Here is a 15,695-nt window from a genome sequence, read left to right on the forward strand (position 1 = left end):
TTTTCGGAGGGCCCCAGCCGCCTGCGCAGCCTACTGCAGCAGCGCTGCCTCGATGGCCTTGCCCACCTCGTCCATCTGGTCCTCACGCCCGATGGTGATCCGCAGCGCCTCGCCCAGGCCCTGCCCGGGCAGGTGGCGCACGGCATAGCCGGCGTCGGCGATGGCATCGCGCACGCGTTCCGCCGTGGGCTGGTCGCGGAACCGCACGAGCACGAAGTTCGCCTCGCTCGGCACCGTCGAGACGCCGCGATTGCCGAGCTTGGCCAGCCGCTCCACGAACATCTGCCGCACGCGCCGGTTCTCCTCGCGCGAGCGGGTCACGAAATCCCTGTCGCCCAGCGCCGCCAGCGCCGCAGCCTGCGATGCGCCGGCCACGTTGAACGGCCCGCGAATGCGGTTGAGTGCATCGATCAGCGTTGGCGCACCCGTCGCCCAGCCGACGCGGGTCGAGGCAAGGCCGAAGATCTTGGAAAAGGTCCGCGTCACCAGAAGGTTGTGCGCTGCGCCCGCCAGCGCGAGGCCCGGCGCGCCTTCGTCTGGCAGGTATTCGGCATAGGCCTGGTCGAGAACCAGCAGCACGTCACCTGGCAAGCCTTCATGCAGGCGCGCGATCTCGGCGTGCGGCAGGTAGGTGCCCGTCGGATTGTTGGGATTGGCGATGAACACAACCCGCGTCCGCTCGGTCACGGCGGCCAGCAGCGCATCCACGTCCGCGCCGAAGTCTGCCGTCTCCGCCTCTACCGGTGTCGCGCCCACCCGCCGCGCCGCGATCGGATAGACGGAAAAGGAGAAGCGCGGCATCAGCACCTCGTCTCCCGCGCCCGCAAAGGCCTGCGCGGCGAGGTTGAGCAATTCGTCTGAACCCGTGCCGCACACGATCCGCGCCGGGTCTATCGCGTGCAACTCGCCCAGCGCGGCGCGCAGCGCGGTGCTGTCCGGATCTGGATAGGTGGCCATATCGTGCGCCTCGCCAAGCGCGGCCCGCGCCGACTCGCTGGTGCCGAGCGGATTCTCGTTGGCGGAGAGCTTCACCAGCGCGCGCCCATCGGCGCTTTTCGACTTGCCGGGCACATAGGGCGCGATGTCGAGGATGTAGGGTTTGGGCTGGGGGACGGTCGATTTCATGGGCGGGTTCGCAGACTGGGAATCCGTGCTTCGCCTGGCTCGGCACGGGCAGATTACAGGAGAAATTCCCCTAACCGTTAGCCTTGAGGTTGTCGAAGGACTGTTTTTGCTCTTTCAGGCAGGTCGAGATGCAAGACCCCGCGACCGCCCTCACGCTGCCCGATCCGCTGCCGCTGGATAGCGGTGCGGTGCTCTCGCCCGTCACCATTGCTTACCAGGAATACGGGAAGCGGGCGGCGGACGGCAGCAATGTCGTGGTGATCTTCCATGCGCTGACCGGCGACCAGTTCGCCGCGAGCCCGCACCCCGGCACCGGTCGTCCCGGCTGGTGGGACCGGATGGTCGGCCCCGGAAAGCCGATCGACACGGACCGGCTGTGCGTCATCTGTGCCAACGTGATCGGCGGGTGCCTGGGGTCGACCGGCCCGGCCAGCGAGAGGCCCGATGGCACGCGCTACGCGCAGAGCTTCCCGGTCGTGACGATCCACGACATGGTGCGCGCCTTTGCCCGGATGCTGGACGAATTGGGGATCGATCGGGTTCACGCTGTCGTCGGCGGCTCCATGGGCGGGATGCAGGCGCTGGCCTTCGCATCCGATTTCCCCGACCGCGCCGAACGCGTGCTGGTGCTGGCGAGCGCGGCGCGCCAGTCCGCCCAGAACATCGCCTTCCACGAAGTCGGACGGCAGGCGATCATGGCCGATGCCAACTGGAACGGCGGCGACTATTACGGCGGTGCGCATCCCGATGCAGGCCTCGCCGTGGCGCGGATGGCGGCGCACATCACCTATCTTTCCGAAAAAGGACTGACCGAGAAGTTCGGTCGCCGCCTGCAGGCGAAGGGTGACGGCAAGCCGGGCGAGAAGTCCTTCGGGTTCGACGCGGACTTCCAGGTGGAGAGCTATCTGCGCTACCAAGGCAGTGGCTTCACCCGGCGCTTCGATGCCAATTCCTACCTCTATATCACCCGCGCGATGGACTATTTCGATCTTGCCGAGGAACATGGCGGCCGGCTGGCCGACGCCTTCGCGGGGTCCAGCGCGCGCTTCTGCATCGTCAGTTTCGATACCGACTGGCTCTATCCCACGGCGGAAAGCCAGCATCTGGTGCGCGCGCTCAACGCGGCCGGTGCGCCGGTCAGCTTCGTCGAGCTGTCCTCCCCCTTCGGTCACGACGGCTTCCTGCTGGAGACGCCGGGGCTGGACGAGGTGGTTCGGGGTTTTCTGACATGAAGCCGCACAGCACCGCGCTGGCCGATCTGCGCCCCGATCTTGCCGCCATCGCCTCGGTCATCCCCGAGGGTGCGCGGGTGCTCGATATCGGCTGCGGCGAGGGTACCTTGCTGGCCGCGCTGGCCGCGCACAAGCAGGTCGACGCGCGCGGGCTGGAGATCGATCCGGAGCGGGTGGCAACCTGTGTCGCGCGCGGGCTCTCCGTCGTGCAGGGCGATGCGGAGCGCGATCTCGTCCATTACCCCGACGATGCGTTCGACTACGCGATCCTGGGGCAGACCATCCAGATGGTGGATCGTCCCGCCGAGGTTCTCGACGAGCTTTTGCGCGTCGGCCGGTCCGCCTTCGTCAGCTTCCCGAACTTTGCCCACTGGCGCATGCGGGTTGCCCTGGGGCTGGGCGGACGCATGCCGGTGACGCCCGCCCTGCCTGAAACCTGGCATGCGACGGGCAACATCCGCAATCTGACGGTGGTCGATTTTCGCGCGCTGGTAGCCGAACGCGGGGCCCGGATTGAGCGCGAGTGGCACTTCGCCAAGGGGCACACGATTCGCAAGCGCGGGGCCAACCTGCGGGCCGAATTCGCGCTGTTCCTCGTCGGGCGCTAGGCGGCGGCGACAGGACCTTTGCGCGCTTTCGCCCGCTGGTGACGGGGCGGAAAAGCCGAACTCTTCCGCCCCGTGTCGATCAGCCTTCGTGGATGGTCTTGGCGACCATGCAGTGCATGACGCCTTCGGCCCCGTCCTCACGCCCGAAGCCGGACCATTTCACGCCCCCGAAGGGCGCATCCGGGGCGCTTACATTGGCGCCGTTGATCGCGAGCATTCCCGCTTCCACATCGGCGGCAAGGCGGCTGCGCAGAACCGGATCGTTGGTCCACGCATAGGCGGCGAGGCCATAGGGCAGGCGGTTCGCTTCCTCGATGATCGCGTCCGCGCCCGCCATCGGGTTGATGAGCGCGATGGGACCGAACGGCTCCTCGTTCATGATTTCCGCCTCGGTCGGCACTTCGGAGAGGACGGTAGGCTCGAAGAAGAAACCCTGGTTGCCGATCCGCTCGCCTCCGGTGTCCAGCTTGGCGCCGTGGTTCTTGGCATCGGCGATCTTCTTGGCGAGCCCTTCCGGCCCGCGTTCGTTCGCCATCGGGCCCATGCGGGTGTCCTTGTCGAACCCGTTACCGACCGCGATTGCCTTCGCCCGTTCGACAAAGCCGTCGCGGAAGGCGGGGAACAGGTCTTCCTCCACCAGGAAGCGCGTGGGGCTGACGCAGACCTGCCCGGCATTGCGGTAGGCGGCGCCCACCATCGTATCGAGCACGGTGTCCACATCGCTGTCCTTGAACACCATCACCGGGGCATGGCCGCCCAGTTCCATGGTCGTGACTTTGAGATCGTCCGCCGCGAGCTTCACCAGGTGCTTGCCCACTGCGGTGGAGCCGGTGAAGGTGACCTTGCGGATGACGGGGCTGGCGAGCAGGTGGCGGCTGACCTCGTCCGGCACGCCGAACACGCACTGGCACACATTGCCTGGAACACCGCCATCCAGCAGCGCCTGCACCAGCGCGATGCCCGCAGCAGGCGTTTCCTCGGACGGTTTGACGATGACGGAGCAGCCGGCGGCAATCGCGCCGCCGACCTTGCGCACCACGTTGATCGCGGGGAAGTTCCATGCCGCAAAACCGGCAATCGGGCCGACGGGCACATAGATGACCCGGGCGGCCTGGCCTGCGGGGCGAACCAGTTCGCGGCCATAGGTGCGCTTCGCCTCGCCGGCGTAGAATTCCAGCAGCATCGCGCAGTAAACCACTTCGCCGATCGCTTCGCGCACCGGCTTGCCCTGTTCCTTGGTCAGCAGCTGGCCGATGTCGCTGGCGCGCTCGCGCAGGAGCGCTGCTGCCTTGTTGAGCGCTGCGGCACGCTTGTCCGCGCTGGTCCTGCGCCATTCCTGGAAGCCGCTTTCGGCATTGGCCAGCGCCTGATCCAGATCGTCCTTCGTGGCATGGGGCAGGGCGCCCAGCACTTCGGCCGTGGCGGGGTCGATCACGTCCTGCGTTTCGCGGCCACCGCCGGAAATTGTCTCGCCGCCGATCAGCAGGTGGAGGGAGGTATGGTCAATCATCGGGGCAAGCTCCTGTTATGCAACACTTCGTCCTGTTTCCTGCCGCGCTTCCCAGAAAGGAGGCGCGACACACGCCGCCATCAGGTATAGGCCTTGGCCATGATCGCCAACCTCCTGCCGTTCGTTTTTGTCGCCCTCCAGCCCGCCTCCGGTACTGCCGCACCCGCGGAGCAGGTGAAGGAGGTCGCCCCGCTGCCTGCAAACCAGCAGGGGGCCATCCGCTGTTCGGCGGCCTTCGCGCTGATTGCCGAACGCCAGCGCCTCGGGGACGAGGCGGCGCTGCAATATCCTCCGCTGGGCGAGCGCGGGCGCGAATTCTTCGTCCGGGCCAGCGCGCAGGTCATGGATGAATCCAAGCTCGATCGGGAGGCGATTGCCGCGCAGCTGAACGCACAGGCGGTCAGCATTGTCGAGGAAGGATCGCTGGAGCAGATCATGCCGCCGTGCCTGATGCTGCTGGAGGCGTCCGGCATTTAGGGCGGTCTGCCGAAGCTTTCGTCGCAAGCATCTGGATTTGCGCGAAGCTATGCCCCATCTGCGCTTTGCATGTGGACCCTCCACCAGTTTCCTCTCTGCCCGTTCAGCCGCAAGGTACGCATCCTGCTGCGCGAAAAGGGCGTGCCCTTCGGCCTGCAGCGGCTCGACCCGTGGAAGGCGGACGACGACTTCTTCGACATGAACCACGCAGGCCGCGTGCCCGTGCTGGAAGAAACCGAGAAGGGCATCGTCCTCAATGATTCGACCGCGATCTGCGAATATTTCGAAGAGACGGTCGACAAGGCGCCGATGATCAACGGATCGGCGCTGAACCGGGCGGAAATCCGGCGGCTGGTCGCGCTGTTCGAGGAAAACCTGTTCGGCGATGTGACCATGCCGATGATGCACGAACGCATGAAGAAGCGCCTCGTCACGCGCGAGCCGCCCGATTCGCGGATCCTGCGCGAGGCGATGAAGCTGGCGCACGCGCATCTCGACTATCTCGACTGGCTGCTTGACCACCGCGCCTGGCTTGCCGGGCCGCAGATGAGCCTGGCCGACATTGCGGCTGCCGCGCAGCTTTCGGTCGCCGATTATCTGGGCGGGATCGACTGGAAGGACCATCAGCCCACGCGCGACTGGTATGCCGCGTTCAAGAGCCGCCCCAGCTTCGGCCCGCTGCTGGCGGACAAGATGGACGTGATCCAGCCGCCCGCGCATTACGCCCAGCTCGACGATTGAGTGGATCCTTCGGGCTGGAACCGATCCGCGCGAGGGCCATATCGATTCCATGAAGGAGCCCCTATGACCGATTCCACAACCGACAAGCTCGACCTGACAGAGGACCAATGGCGTGAGCGGCTGAGCCGCGAGCAGTTCCATGTTCTGCGCGAGGGCGGCACCGAACGCGCCTTTACCGGTGCGTACGACAAGCTGAAGGACGACGGCGAGTATCACTGCGCCGCCTGCGGAAACCTGGTTTTCGACAGCGAACAGAAATACGACAGCGGATCGGGCTGGCCGAGCTTTTATGCGCCTGCCGATGGTACCGCGGTCCAGACCAGGGAGGATGTCTCCCACGGCATGACCCGTACCGAAGTCCTCTGCGCCAAGTGCGAGAGCCATCTGGGCCACGTCTTCCCCGATGGTCCGAAGCCCACGGGACTTCGCTACTGCATCAATTCCGTCGCACTCGAATTCGAAGCGGCGGGGCAGTTGCCGGCGGGGAACTGATCGCGAATTAAGGCGAAAAAATGTCGTTCATTCGCCATTGAGCTTGGCCTATGCATAGCGGCACTCTTCAAGGGCGCAGGCATGCGCCGCAGGCCGGGATGAGAGCATTTAGATGGCGAGAATTCGCACCGCGCGCAAGCAACGGGGAAGCCGGTTTCCCGGAGCCGAAACGTGGGAAAAGACACCTCGCTGGCTCCGCCTGACGATCATGTGGGCGGGCGGGCTCGCCGCGCTCGCGGTTCTGTTCCTGCTGCTGGCGGTGGCCTTCGCGGCGCGGTCGCTCCCCTCTTACGAAGAGCTGAAAGCCGCGCAGACCGCGCAGACCATCGTCGTGCGCGCGGCGGATGGCAGCGAAATCGTGGAGCTCGGGCCGAGCTACGGCGAATGGCTGGACAAGGAAGAAATTCCGGCCGTCATGAAGCAGGCGATGATCGCGGTGGAGGATCGCCGTTTCTATTCGCACTTCGGGGTCGATATCTGGCGCACCGGCGGCGCGTTCCTGGAACCGATCATGGGTTCGCGCGCGCGTGTTGCCGGGACCTCGACCATTACGCAGCAATTGGCGCGCAACGTCTTCCTCAACTCCAACCGCACGATCGACCGCAAGCTGCGCGAAGCCGTGCTGGCGCTGGCGCTGGAGGCGAAGTTCGACAAGGAGCAGATCCTCGAACTGTACCTCAACAAGGTCTATTTCGGCGGCGGCGCCTATGGCGTGGACAGCGCAAGCCGCAAGTTCTTCAGCCACCCCGCGACCGAGCTTTCGACTGCCGAGGCCGCGATCATCGCGGGGCTGGTCAAGGCGCCCAGCCGCTACTCCCCCACTGCCGATGTCGACGCCGCCGTGGGCCGCGCGCAGGTGGTGCTGCGGCTGATGCGCGAACAGGGCCGCATCACCGCCGAACAGGCCTCGGTCGATCCGTCGGCGGTGAAGCTGAAGGAAGAGACCGGACAGAACTCTGTCCGCTATTTCACCGACTGGGCCTTGCCCCAGCTCGATATCCTGCTGCCCAACACGCTGGAGCCGATCGAGGTGTGGACCACCATCGATATCGGAATGCAGGGCGCGGCAACCGCTGCGATCAAGTCCAACGCGCCGGAGGGGGCGCAGGGCGCGCTGGTCGCGCTGGACCGGGACGGAGCAATCCGGGCGCTGGTCGGCGGGACGGATTACGTGACCAGCAATTTCAACCGCGCCACGGTGGCGCAGCGCCAGCCGGGATCGGCCTGGAAACTGTTCGTCTACCTTGCCGCGCTGGAATCGGGCTACCGCGTCGATGACACGGTGGTCGATGCGCCGATCACCATCGGCGACTGGAGCCCCCGCAACTACAACGGCCGTTTCGCCGGCGAAATGACGGTGCGGCAGGCCTTCGCCTATTCGGTCAACACCGTGGCCGCACAGCTGGGCAACGAAGTGGGCTTCGGCACGGTCGCTTCGATGGCGCGACGCTTCGGCATTACCTCGGAAATTTCCACCTTCCCCTCGATGGTGCTGGGCAGTTCGACCGTGCGCCTGCTGGACATGACACGCGCCTTTGCTGCCGTGTCGGCAGGCGGAATGGCGGTCGAGCCTTACGGGATCGTCAAGGTGACCACGACCGGGGGCGAAACGCTCTACCAGCACGAACAGTCGCGCGAGGTCCGCCTGGTTCCGGATTACGTCGCCACGCAGATGACCGACCTGCTGCAGGCCGCCGTGCAGACCGGCACGGGCAGCGCCGCGCAGATCGGACGCCCGGTTGCAGGCAAGACCGGCACCACCAGTTCGAACAAGGACGGATACTTCGTCGGCTTCTCATCCGGCATCACCACCGGCGTGTGGATGGGGCGCGACGATAACAAGGCGGTCTCCGGCCTGTCGGGCGGGCGCGCGCCTGCCCAGGCCTTCGCCGCCTTCATGCGCTTTGCGGTGAAGGATCGGCCGGTGGAGCCTTTCAACACCGATACCGACCTGCCCGAATGGCAGATCGAACCGGACGAGGAATTCTACTACGGCGACCCGGACGATTATTACTTCATCGACGAACAGGGCAACCTGATCGAACCGGGCCGCGGCGCGGGCGAAGCTGGCCCGGCGAGCGAAGGCGTGACCGAGCGGCCCCGGCCGCAGCCGGGCGAAGGTGCCGATGGAGAGCCGCAGGCGGTGGACGACGACTTCCTCGACCGTGCAATCGGCGGCGGCAACCAGGGCGGGCAGGGCGCCCGCAACCAGCCGCCCCAGCAGCAACAGCCCCCCCAGCCACGGCCATCGCCGCAACCGGCCCAGCCGGGCCGGGGAGAGGCGCCGGCCCTGCCGCCCCAGCAGCGCGAACAGATCTACTAGCCAGGGCTGGCACCATCCGGCACCGACAAGAAAAAGGCCCCGCCGGATCGCTCCGACGGGGCCTTTTTTCCGATGGGGCCTGGCCGCTTACTGGATGCGCACGGCCACGTAGCCTGCGGGCCCGCGAATGCGCTGGATGCGCAGTACGATCGCCTCGCGGCCTTCCTCTTCCGCCTCGCGCACGATGCTTTCGAGCTGCTCGGTCGAGGTCACGGTCTGGTAGTTGGCGGAAAGGATGATGTCGCGGCGCTGGATGCCCTTGCGCGCGGCGTCCGAATTCGGGTTCACCGCCGCAATCGCAAGACCGCGCGTATCCGCCGAAACGCCCAGCTGGCGGGCAATCGCCGGGTTGATGGCGACCGCGCCAAGGCCGAGCTTCTGCGCGAGGAACTCGTTCCCGTCGAGCGGCGCGTTCATCTGGTCTTCCGCATCGTCCTCGCTGAACATCTGCGATTCGCGCAGCTCTTCCGCGCTGGGCCGGGTGCCGACCGTCACATTGACCGTGCGGCGCTTGCCGTCGCGGATCAGCGTGATGGGAATGGTGGTGCCCGGCTTCACGTTGGCGACGAGGAAGGACAGCGTCTGGTCGGGCGTGACGTCACGCCCGTTGACCGCAACCACGACATCGCCCGGTTCGATACCGGCACGTGCCGCCGCTTCGTCGTCGACGACCGACTGCACCACCTCGCCACGGTTGCGCGGCAGGCCGAGTGCGGCGGCGAAATCGTCCGTCACGGGGCCGATGCCCACGCCCAGATAGCCGCGTTCGATGGTCTCGCCCCGGCGCAGCCGTTCCACGATCGGCGCGGCGGTGTCTGCGGGAATGGCGAAGCCGACGCCCACGCTGCCGCCCGAAGGCGACAGGATGGCGTTGTTGATGCCGATGACGTTGCCCTGCATGTCGAACAGCGGGCCGCCGGAGTTGCCGCGGTTGATCGCGGCGTCGGTCTGGATGAAGCGGTCGTAGGCACCGGCACCGGCGGTGCGCAGCACGGAGGAAATGATCCCGCTGGTCACCGTGCCGCCGAGGCCGAAGGGATTGCCGATCGCAACCACCCAGTCACCCGCGCGCGCCGAAGCGGAATCGCCGAACTTCACGAAGGGGAAGGCCTCGCGGCGGCTGATCTTGAGCACGGCGAGGTCGGAATCGGCATCCTTGCCGACCAGCTCCGCCTCGTATTCCGCGCCGTCGGGCATGGTCACGGTGATCTCTTCAACCGTGCCGTTGCCCTGCGGCGTAACCACGTGATTGTTCGTGACGACATATCCGTCGGCCGAGATGATGAAGCCGGAGCCGAGCGACTGGCCTTCGCGCGTGGTCGGCTGGCCGCCGCCGCCGCGATCGCCGAACAGGCCTTCGAAGGGCGTGCCCGCGAAGGGGTTGGCGCTCTGCACCTCGACCCGCTGGCGGGTGGAGATGTTCACCACCGCCGGGGCGAGCTGTTCGGTCAGGTCGGCGAAGCTGGCAGGTGCCCCGGCGCGCGGCACCGTGGTCTGGATCCGGCTGTCGTCGTTCTGGGCGACCTGCGCGCCAGCGGGCTGGCCGGTCACCAGGGAGATGGTCGCGCCACCGATGAGCAGCGCCGAAGTCAGGCCATAAGCATATCGCACGGGTCTCACGTCCTTCTTGTTCCTCTTCTTGTCTCGGCCCCGCTCGCGCAATCAATGCGCGGAAAGCCGTTCTTTATCCCGCGCCGACTGAAGGGGGCGGGCGCTTAATCGCGATTGAACGAGCCCGGGCCGCTCTGCCGAGTGGCCACAGCGCTCGACGAGCGGGTCTCACCGCCCGCGGAACTGCCGCAGATATTCATTGTCGGGCGACAGGATCACCGAGCTTTCGGCGTTGTCGTTCATGAACGTGGTGCGGTAACTCTGCATCGCGCGGTAGAAATCGTAGAATTCCGGGTCCTTGTTGAAGGCTTCGGCATAGATCTGCGCAGCTTCCGCGTCGGCTTCGGCGCGGATGATCTGTGCATCGCGGCGGCCGCCCGCACGGATCGTCTCGGCTTCTTCCTGTCGGTCCGACTGCATCCGGGTGAAGGCGGCCTGCAGCGGCGTACCCTGCGGCAGGTCGGCGCGCTTGATCCGCACGTCGAGCACCTGCGCCCCGTACTGGCGAGCCTGCCGGTCGAGCGCGTTGCGGATATTGGTCATTGCGTTGCCACGTTCGGGCGTCAGCAGGCTGGCGAAGGTCCGCCGGCCAAGCTCCTGCCGCAGCACGGAGGTGAGGATCGGTTCAAGCTGGTTGCGCAGCTGCTCTTCCGTCCCCGCGGCCTCCACGAACAGGACCGGATCGAAAATCCGCATCCGCGCATAGGCGTTCACTTCCAGACGCTGCTGATCGTTGGAGAGGACGGTTTCGCCCTCCATGTCCAGATCGAGGATGCGCTTGTCGACCAGCTGCACCCGCTCGAGAATCGGGATGCGCAGGATCATGCCGGAGCCGGTCTGGCCATAGCGTTCGTCGGGATCGAAATTGTTCGCCACGCGCACGGGCTCACCCGTGCGGATTACCACGGCCTGATGGGTTTCGGGCACGATCACCACGCTCATCAGCAGGATGACGATCAGCGCCAGCACCGCGATCACGGCGCCCTTGTAGTCGTTCCAGATACGGCTCATTGGCTGCCTCCCGCATTGTCGCCCGAGGGCGCCGTTGCCGGTGCCGGCTGCGCCTGCGCGCGGCGGCGGATTTCGGGCAGCGGCAGATAGGGGGTCACGCCGCTATCGGTTTCGACGATGGTCTTGTCGGTGGTCGACAGCACGCTCTCCATGGTTTCGTAATAGAGCCTGCGCCGCGTCACTTCGGGCGCGAGCCGGTACTGTTCGTAAATCTCGTTGAACTCGGCCGCGCTACCCTGCGCCTGCGCCAGAAGCTGCTGTTCGTAGCGGCGTGCCTCGTTCAGGTTACGCTCCCGGTCCTGCCGGGCGGCGAGCACGTCGTTGAACGCCTCGATCACCTGTTGCGGAGCCTCGGTCCGGGCGATCTCGACACCCTGCACCGCGATCCCGGCACCATAGGCGTCCAGCAGCGTCTGCATCCGCTGGCGCACGCGCGTCTCGACGGTTTCGCGCCCTTCACCCGAAAGGACCGTGTCCAGCTCGGTCTCGGCCACGGCGGCACGCACCGCCGATTCGGCCACCTCGGTCAGCGTTTCTTCCGGCTCGGCGAGCGCGAAGCGGAACTGGACGAGGTCCTTGATGTTCCAGCGCACGAGGTAGGACAGGTCGACCAGGTTCTGGTCGCCGGTCAGGATCAGGTTTTCCCCGCCTTCGCCGATGGCGTTCTGGCGAATTTCGCTGACGTTCTCGATGTCGACGATCTGGATCGGCCACGGCGCGGTGAAGTTGATGCCCGGCTGCAGCGTGCGCGAATATTTGCCGCCCAGCCATGTCACCATGCCCTGCTCGCGCGGGCCGACCTGATGGGTCATGGTGACGGCAAGCCAGATGATCGCGACGATCGCAATGATCACCGGCACCCAGCTCTTGCCACCGGGACGGTCCGGGAAACGGAAATTCGGGCCGCCCGGGCCGCCGCCGCCGGGCCGGCGGCGCGGGCCTTCGGGGCCGCGGTTCTTGAAGATATCCTCTATCGAGGCAGAGCGCCGTTCGCCATCCCCGCGCCGGTCGCCGCCCTGCGGCAGCCATGGGTTGCGCGGGCCGGAGGGCTTGTTGCCCCTGTCTCCGCCCTTGCCTGCGCCCTTGTCGCCCTCGGGACGGTCGGAACCGTCGCCATCGTCCGATGAGCCACCGGATGAACCGCCCCAGGGATTCTTGCCGGCCATGGCCAGCCCAATTTTCGAGTGAAACCCGTCCAAGATTCTCATGCCTGCCGTTATAGGTACCCCGCGCAACGAAAAACAGGGGTTGCCCGCGCATTTTTGCTGTTATTGACGCTCGCGTGACACAGGAAGAAACACTGGACGTTGGCAAGGTGAGGGCGGCGCTGCGCCCCGGCCTTGGGGATCGGGTGGCAGCGGTGCGGGTGCGCGAGGGCGCGATCTCGCTGGTTGTCGAAGGCACCGGGCTGGACGCGGCGGCGCGCGGCGCGGCCGAGGCGGAGCTGAAGGAAGCCCTGAACGACCTCGCCAATGGCAAGACGATCGCGGTCGCCTTCATGGGCGAGCGCGTGAAGCGGCGAATCGTTGCCATCGGTTCTGGCAAGGGCGGCGTGGGCAAGTCCACCGTCACCGCCAATCTCGCGGTTGCGCTGAAACGTGCGGGCGTGAAGGTCGGCGTGATCGACGCCGATATCTACGGCCCCTCGCAGCCGATCCTGCTCAAGAGCGAGGACATGAAGCCCGAGGCCGAGGGCGAGACGCTGCAGCCCGTCGTCGGCGCGGCGGATATTCCGATGCTGTCGATGGGGCACCTGGTGAACAAGGGCCGCGCGCTCGCGTGGCGCGGGCCGATGGCGGGGCGCGCGCTCGCGCAATTGTTCGAGGCGAACTGGGGCGATGCGGAGCTGCTGCTGGTCGATCTGCCGCCGGGCACGGGCGATGTGCAGATCACGATGCTGCAGAAATTCCGCCCCGATGGCGCGGTGATCGTCTCTACCCCGCAGGACCTGGCGCTGGCCGATGCGGCCCGCGCGGGCTCTCTGTTCGACCAGGGCGAGGTGCCGATCCTGGGACTGATCGAGAACATGGCGGGCTACGTCTGCCCGCATTGCGGCGAGGCGAGCGATCCCTTCGGCAGTGGCGGCGTGGAACGTGCGGCCGGGCGGCTCGACCTGCCGTTTCTGGGGCGCATCCCGCTCAGCCTGGCGATCCGCGAGGCGAGCGATGCGGGCACGCCCATCGCACTGGGCGACACGCCCGAAGGGGCGGCCTACCGCGCCATCGCGGACAGAATTTCTGAAGCGCTGAGGACCGGCGCCGCATGAAAATCTCGCGGCGGGGGGTGCTGGCGGGCGCGGCGGCGGGCGGTGGCCTTGCCATTGCCTTCGTCCTCATGCCCCAGCGCTTCGGCGCGCCGCTGGCCCCGACCGAGGGTGAGGCCGGCTTCAACGCCTGGCTGAAGATCGCCGCCGACGGGGTGGTGACGGTCGCGGTGCCGCAATGCGAGATGGGGCAGGGCGTCACCACGCTGCTGCCGCAGATCGTGGCGATGGAGCTCGGCGCGGACTGGCGCCAGATCGCGGTCGAACCGGCCCCGCCCACGGGCGCCTACCCCAATGCGCCGCTCGCCGCCCACTGGGCCCAGCTTTGGATGGCAGGCGGTGCGGACATCGCGGGCAGCGAGGATTCGCTGCTTGCCCGCCGCTTCGCCGAACGCACGCGGTTCAACGCCACCGCCGCCGGAACCACGCTTGCCGCCTACGAAGGCCCGGCGCGCGAGGCGGCGGCCACCGCGCGCGCCATGCTGATCGCGGAAGCCGCCGCGCGCTGGGGCGTCTCCCCGGAGGAATGCAGGGCCGCCGACGGCTTCGTGCTTGCCGGGGAACGCCGCCTGCGCTTCGCGGAGCTGGCCGAAGGCGCGGCCCGGCGCGATCCGCCCGACATTGCGCCGCTCAGCAGCGAACCGCCTGCCGAGCCGCCGCGCGGGGCGGGCACCACCGCCGAGACTGCCTTTCCCCGGGTCGATCTGCCGGCCAAGGTCGATGGCAGCTTCCTGTTTGCTGGCGACGTGCGCCTGCCGGGCCTGGTCCATGTGGCGATCCGCCACGGCCCGGTCGATCGCGCGCGGCTGAAGCGATACGACGCGGCGGCGGCTGCGAAGGTGCGCGGGCTGGTCGGCATCGTGGAGGGCAATCGCTGGCTCGCGGCGGCGGGCGAAACCTGGTGGGCCGCCGAAAAGGCTCTGCAGGCTATGAAACCGGTGTTCGTCACGGGCGCACCGGTCGACAGCGACGGAATTGCAAAGGCGCTCTCCGAAGGTCTCGAGGAGGGCGGGGCCGAGCGGGTCGTGCTGGTCGGCGCGGGCGAAGTGCTGGACGGAGAGCCCACGCTTGCCCGCCGCTACGACATCGCGCCCGCGGTCCACGCCCCGCTGGAAACGGCATCGGCGACCGCCTGGCTCGAGGATGGCAAGCTGACCCTGTGGATGGCGAGCCAGGCGCCCGAGCGTGCGCGGGTCGCGGCGGCGCGGGCGATCGGCATCGGCGTGGAGAATGTCGTCCTCGTGCCCATGGCCGCAGGGGGAAGTTTCGATGCGCGGCTGGATCATACGCACGCGATCGAGGCTGCGGTGATCGCGCGCGAGCTGGGCCGTCCGGTACAGCTGGTCTGGTCGCGCTGGCAGGAAATGGTCGCCAGCCCGCCGCGTGCCCCCGCCGCGGCCGAGCTTTCCGCCCGGCTGGGGCGCGATGGCAGCATCATCGCGTTGACCAGCCGAATCGCGATCCCGCCCTTCATGCGCGAACAGGGCGCCCGCCTGTTCGAAAATCGCACCACCTGGGCCGCGCGCGAGAATACGCGGGGCGAGAGCGATCCGCTTGCAGTCTCCGGTGCGGTCCCACCTTATGCGATCCCCAATCTGGCGGTGGATCACGTGCCGGTTGCAATCGGCCTGCCGGTCGCCCGCATGCGTGGCGGCGGCGATGCGATCACCGCCTTTTTCACCGAATGCTTCATCGACGAACTGGCCGAGGCGCTGGGACGCGAGAAACTCTCGTATCGCATCGCCATGCTGGGGCAGGACCTGCGCATGGTCGAGGTGCTGCAACGCGCCGCGCGGCTTGCCGAGTGGAGTGGCGGAGAGATTGCCAGCGGGCAGGGCCTCGCCTGCCACCGCATGCAGCTGGGCAATCGCACGGGCCGTGTCGCCTGCGTCGCGCAGGCCAGCCGGGGCGAGGGCGGGGTGCGCGTCACCCGGCTGAGCGTGGCCGCCGATATCGGGCGAATCGTCAATCGCGATCTTGCCCGCCAGCAGATCGAGGGCGGGCTGGTATATGGCATGTCGCTCGCGCTCGGTTCGGCCATCGGCTTCCGGCGTGGCCTGCCGACTGCCAGTCGCCTCGCCTCGCTCAACCTGCCCACGCTTGCCGACAGCCCGGAGATCGCGATCGATTTCGTGGGCAGCAGTGCCGATCCGTTCGACCCGGGCGAGCTTGGGACCGTGGTCGCCGCGCCCGCCATTGCCAACGCGCTGGCCTCCGCGACGGGGCAGCGCTCGCGCAGATTGCCGCTCGACGCGGCATCCGGGCAGTGACCCTCGGCAGGGGGCTGCCCATCATGGTCATC

General features: G+C 67.4%; 13 protein-coding genes. 8 read left to right on the plus strand and 5 right to left on the minus strand.

What is annotated here, in order from left to right:
* Positions 1-30 precede the first annotated feature (30 nt).
* Positions 31-1,125 carry a histidinol-phosphate transaminase gene (hisC, locus tag ADAD_RS0112865; RefSeq protein ID WP_010414483.1) on the minus strand — a complete coding sequence of 365 codons (1,095 nt, stop codon included), beginning with the start codon at positions 1,123-1,125 and terminating at the stop codon, positions 31-33.
* 128 nt (positions 1,126-1,253) lie between these two features.
* Between hisC and metX the strand changes: the two genes are divergently transcribed.
* Together metX and metW are read left to right on the plus strand one after the other, a co-directional pair.
* Entirely contained in the window at positions 1,254-2,357 is a 1,104-nt protein-coding gene (metX, locus tag ADAD_RS0112870) for a homoserine O-acetyltransferase MetX (protein ID WP_010414485.1), read from the plus strand.
* The gene (gene metW, locus ADAD_RS0112875; protein WP_010414487.1) at positions 2,354-2,965 is read left to right on the plus strand and encodes a methionine biosynthesis protein MetW; all 612 of its coding nucleotides are present in this window, start codon (positions 2,354-2,356) and stop codon (positions 2,963-2,965) included. Before metX ends, metW begins: the two co-directional genes overlap by 4 nt.
* Before the next feature lie 79 nt (positions 2,966-3,044).
* Here metW and ADAD_RS0112880 read toward each other — a convergent pair whose 3' ends face one another.
* Entirely contained in the window at positions 3,045-4,475 is a 1,431-nt protein-coding gene (locus ADAD_RS0112880) for an NAD-dependent succinate-semialdehyde dehydrogenase (protein ID WP_010414489.1), read from the minus strand.
* A 99-nt stretch (positions 4,476-4,574) separates the two neighbouring features.
* Between ADAD_RS0112880 and ADAD_RS0112885 the strand changes: the two genes are divergently transcribed.
* From ADAD_RS0112885 to ADAD_RS0112900, 4 genes are all read left to right on the plus strand, one after another.
* Entirely contained in the window at positions 4,575-4,952 is a 378-nt protein-coding gene (locus ADAD_RS0112885) for a hypothetical protein (RefSeq protein ID WP_010414490.1), read from the plus strand.
* 69 nt (positions 4,953-5,021) lie between these two features.
* Positions 5,022-5,693: a glutathione S-transferase family protein gene (locus ADAD_RS0112890; RefSeq protein ID WP_010414493.1), complete on the plus strand. Its 672-nt coding sequence runs from the start codon at positions 5,022-5,024 to the stop codon at positions 5,691-5,693.
* 63 nt (positions 5,694-5,756) lie between these two features.
* The gene (msrB, locus tag ADAD_RS0112895; protein WP_010414496.1) at positions 5,757-6,185 is read left to right on the plus strand and encodes a peptide-methionine (R)-S-oxide reductase MsrB; all 429 of its coding nucleotides are present in this window, start codon (positions 5,757-5,759) and stop codon (positions 6,183-6,185) included.
* A gap of 112 nt (positions 6,186-6,297) precedes the next feature.
* A complete protein-coding gene (locus ADAD_RS0112900; protein ID WP_010414499.1) occupies positions 6,298-8,508 on the plus strand; it encodes a PBP1A family penicillin-binding protein in 2,211 nt (736 codons plus the stop codon).
* Positions 8,509-8,595: 87 nt separating this feature from the next.
* Here ADAD_RS0112900 and ADAD_RS0112905 read toward each other — a convergent pair whose 3' ends face one another.
* The 3 genes from ADAD_RS0112905 to hflK form a co-directional block, all read right to left on the minus strand.
* Positions 8,596-10,119 carry a Do family serine endopeptidase gene (locus ADAD_RS0112905; RefSeq protein WP_029140125.1) on the minus strand — a complete coding sequence of 508 codons (1,524 nt, stop codon included), beginning with the start codon at positions 10,117-10,119 and terminating at the stop codon, positions 8,596-8,598.
* A 168-nt stretch (positions 10,120-10,287) separates the two neighbouring features.
* Positions 10,288-11,130 carry a protease modulator HflC gene (gene hflC, locus ADAD_RS0112910; protein ID WP_010414504.1) on the minus strand — a complete coding sequence of 281 codons (843 nt, stop codon included), beginning with the start codon at positions 11,128-11,130 and terminating at the stop codon, positions 10,288-10,290.
* Positions 11,127-12,296, minus strand: a complete 1,170-nt coding sequence (hflK, locus tag ADAD_RS0112915; protein WP_010414507.1) for a protease modulator HflK — start codon at positions 12,294-12,296, stop codon at positions 11,127-11,129. The genes hflC and hflK overlap by 4 nt, the downstream gene beginning before the upstream one ends.
* A 116-nt stretch (positions 12,297-12,412) precedes the next feature.
* On the opposite strand from hflK, the gene ADAD_RS0112920 reads away from it, so the two are divergent.
* Positions 12,413-13,396: an Mrp/NBP35 family ATP-binding protein gene (locus ADAD_RS0112920; RefSeq protein WP_010414509.1), complete on the plus strand. Its 984-nt coding sequence runs from the start codon at positions 12,413-12,415 to the stop codon at positions 13,394-13,396.
* Positions 13,393-15,663: a molybdopterin cofactor-binding domain-containing protein gene (locus ADAD_RS0112925; protein ID WP_029140128.1), complete on the plus strand. Its 2,271-nt coding sequence runs from the start codon at positions 13,393-13,395 to the stop codon at positions 15,661-15,663. Before ADAD_RS0112920 ends, ADAD_RS0112925 begins: the two co-directional genes overlap by 4 nt.
* Positions 15,664-15,695: the final 32 nt, after the last annotated feature.

It is taken from the genome of Citromicrobium sp. JLT1363 (assembly GCF_000186705.1).
Classification (GTDB): domain Bacteria; phylum Pseudomonadota; class Alphaproteobacteria; order Sphingomonadales; family Sphingomonadaceae; genus Alteriqipengyuania.

Excerpts from the sequence above, each read along its gene's own strand:
- hflC (WP_010414504.1), bottom strand. The coding sequence starts at position 11,130 with ATGAGCCGTATCTGGAACGACTACAAGGGCGCCGTGATCGCGGTGCTG.
- ADAD_RS0112885 (WP_010414490.1), top strand. The coding sequence starts at position 4,575 with ATGATCGCCAACCTCCTGCCGTTCGTTTTTGTCGCCCTCCAGCCCGCC.
- msrB (WP_010414496.1), top strand. The coding sequence starts at position 5,757 with ATGACCGATTCCACAACCGACAAGCTCGACCTGACAGAGGACCAATGG.
- ADAD_RS0112900 (WP_010414499.1), top strand. The coding sequence starts at position 6,298 with ATGGCGAGAATTCGCACCGCGCGCAAGCAACGGGGAAGCCGGTTTCCC.
- hisC (WP_010414483.1), bottom strand. The coding sequence starts at position 1,125 with ATGAAATCGACCGTCCCCCAGCCCAAACCCTACATCCTCGACATCGCG.
- ADAD_RS0112925 (WP_029140128.1), top strand. The coding sequence starts at position 13,393 with ATGAAAATCTCGCGGCGGGGGGTGCTGGCGGGCGCGGCGGCGGGCGGT.
- metX (WP_010414485.1), top strand. The coding sequence starts at position 1,254 with ATGCAAGACCCCGCGACCGCCCTCACGCTGCCCGATCCGCTGCCGCTG.
- metW (WP_010414487.1), top strand. The coding sequence starts at position 2,354 with ATGAAGCCGCACAGCACCGCGCTGGCCGATCTGCGCCCCGATCTTGCC.
- ADAD_RS0112880 (WP_010414489.1), bottom strand. The coding sequence starts at position 4,475 with ATGATTGACCATACCTCCCTCCACCTGCTGATCGGCGGCGAGACAATT.
- ADAD_RS0112890 (WP_010414493.1), top strand. The coding sequence starts at position 5,022 with ATGTGGACCCTCCACCAGTTTCCTCTCTGCCCGTTCAGCCGCAAGGTA.
- hflK (WP_010414507.1), bottom strand. The coding sequence starts at position 12,296 with ATGGCCGGCAAGAATCCCTGGGGCGGTTCATCCGGTGGCTCATCGGAC.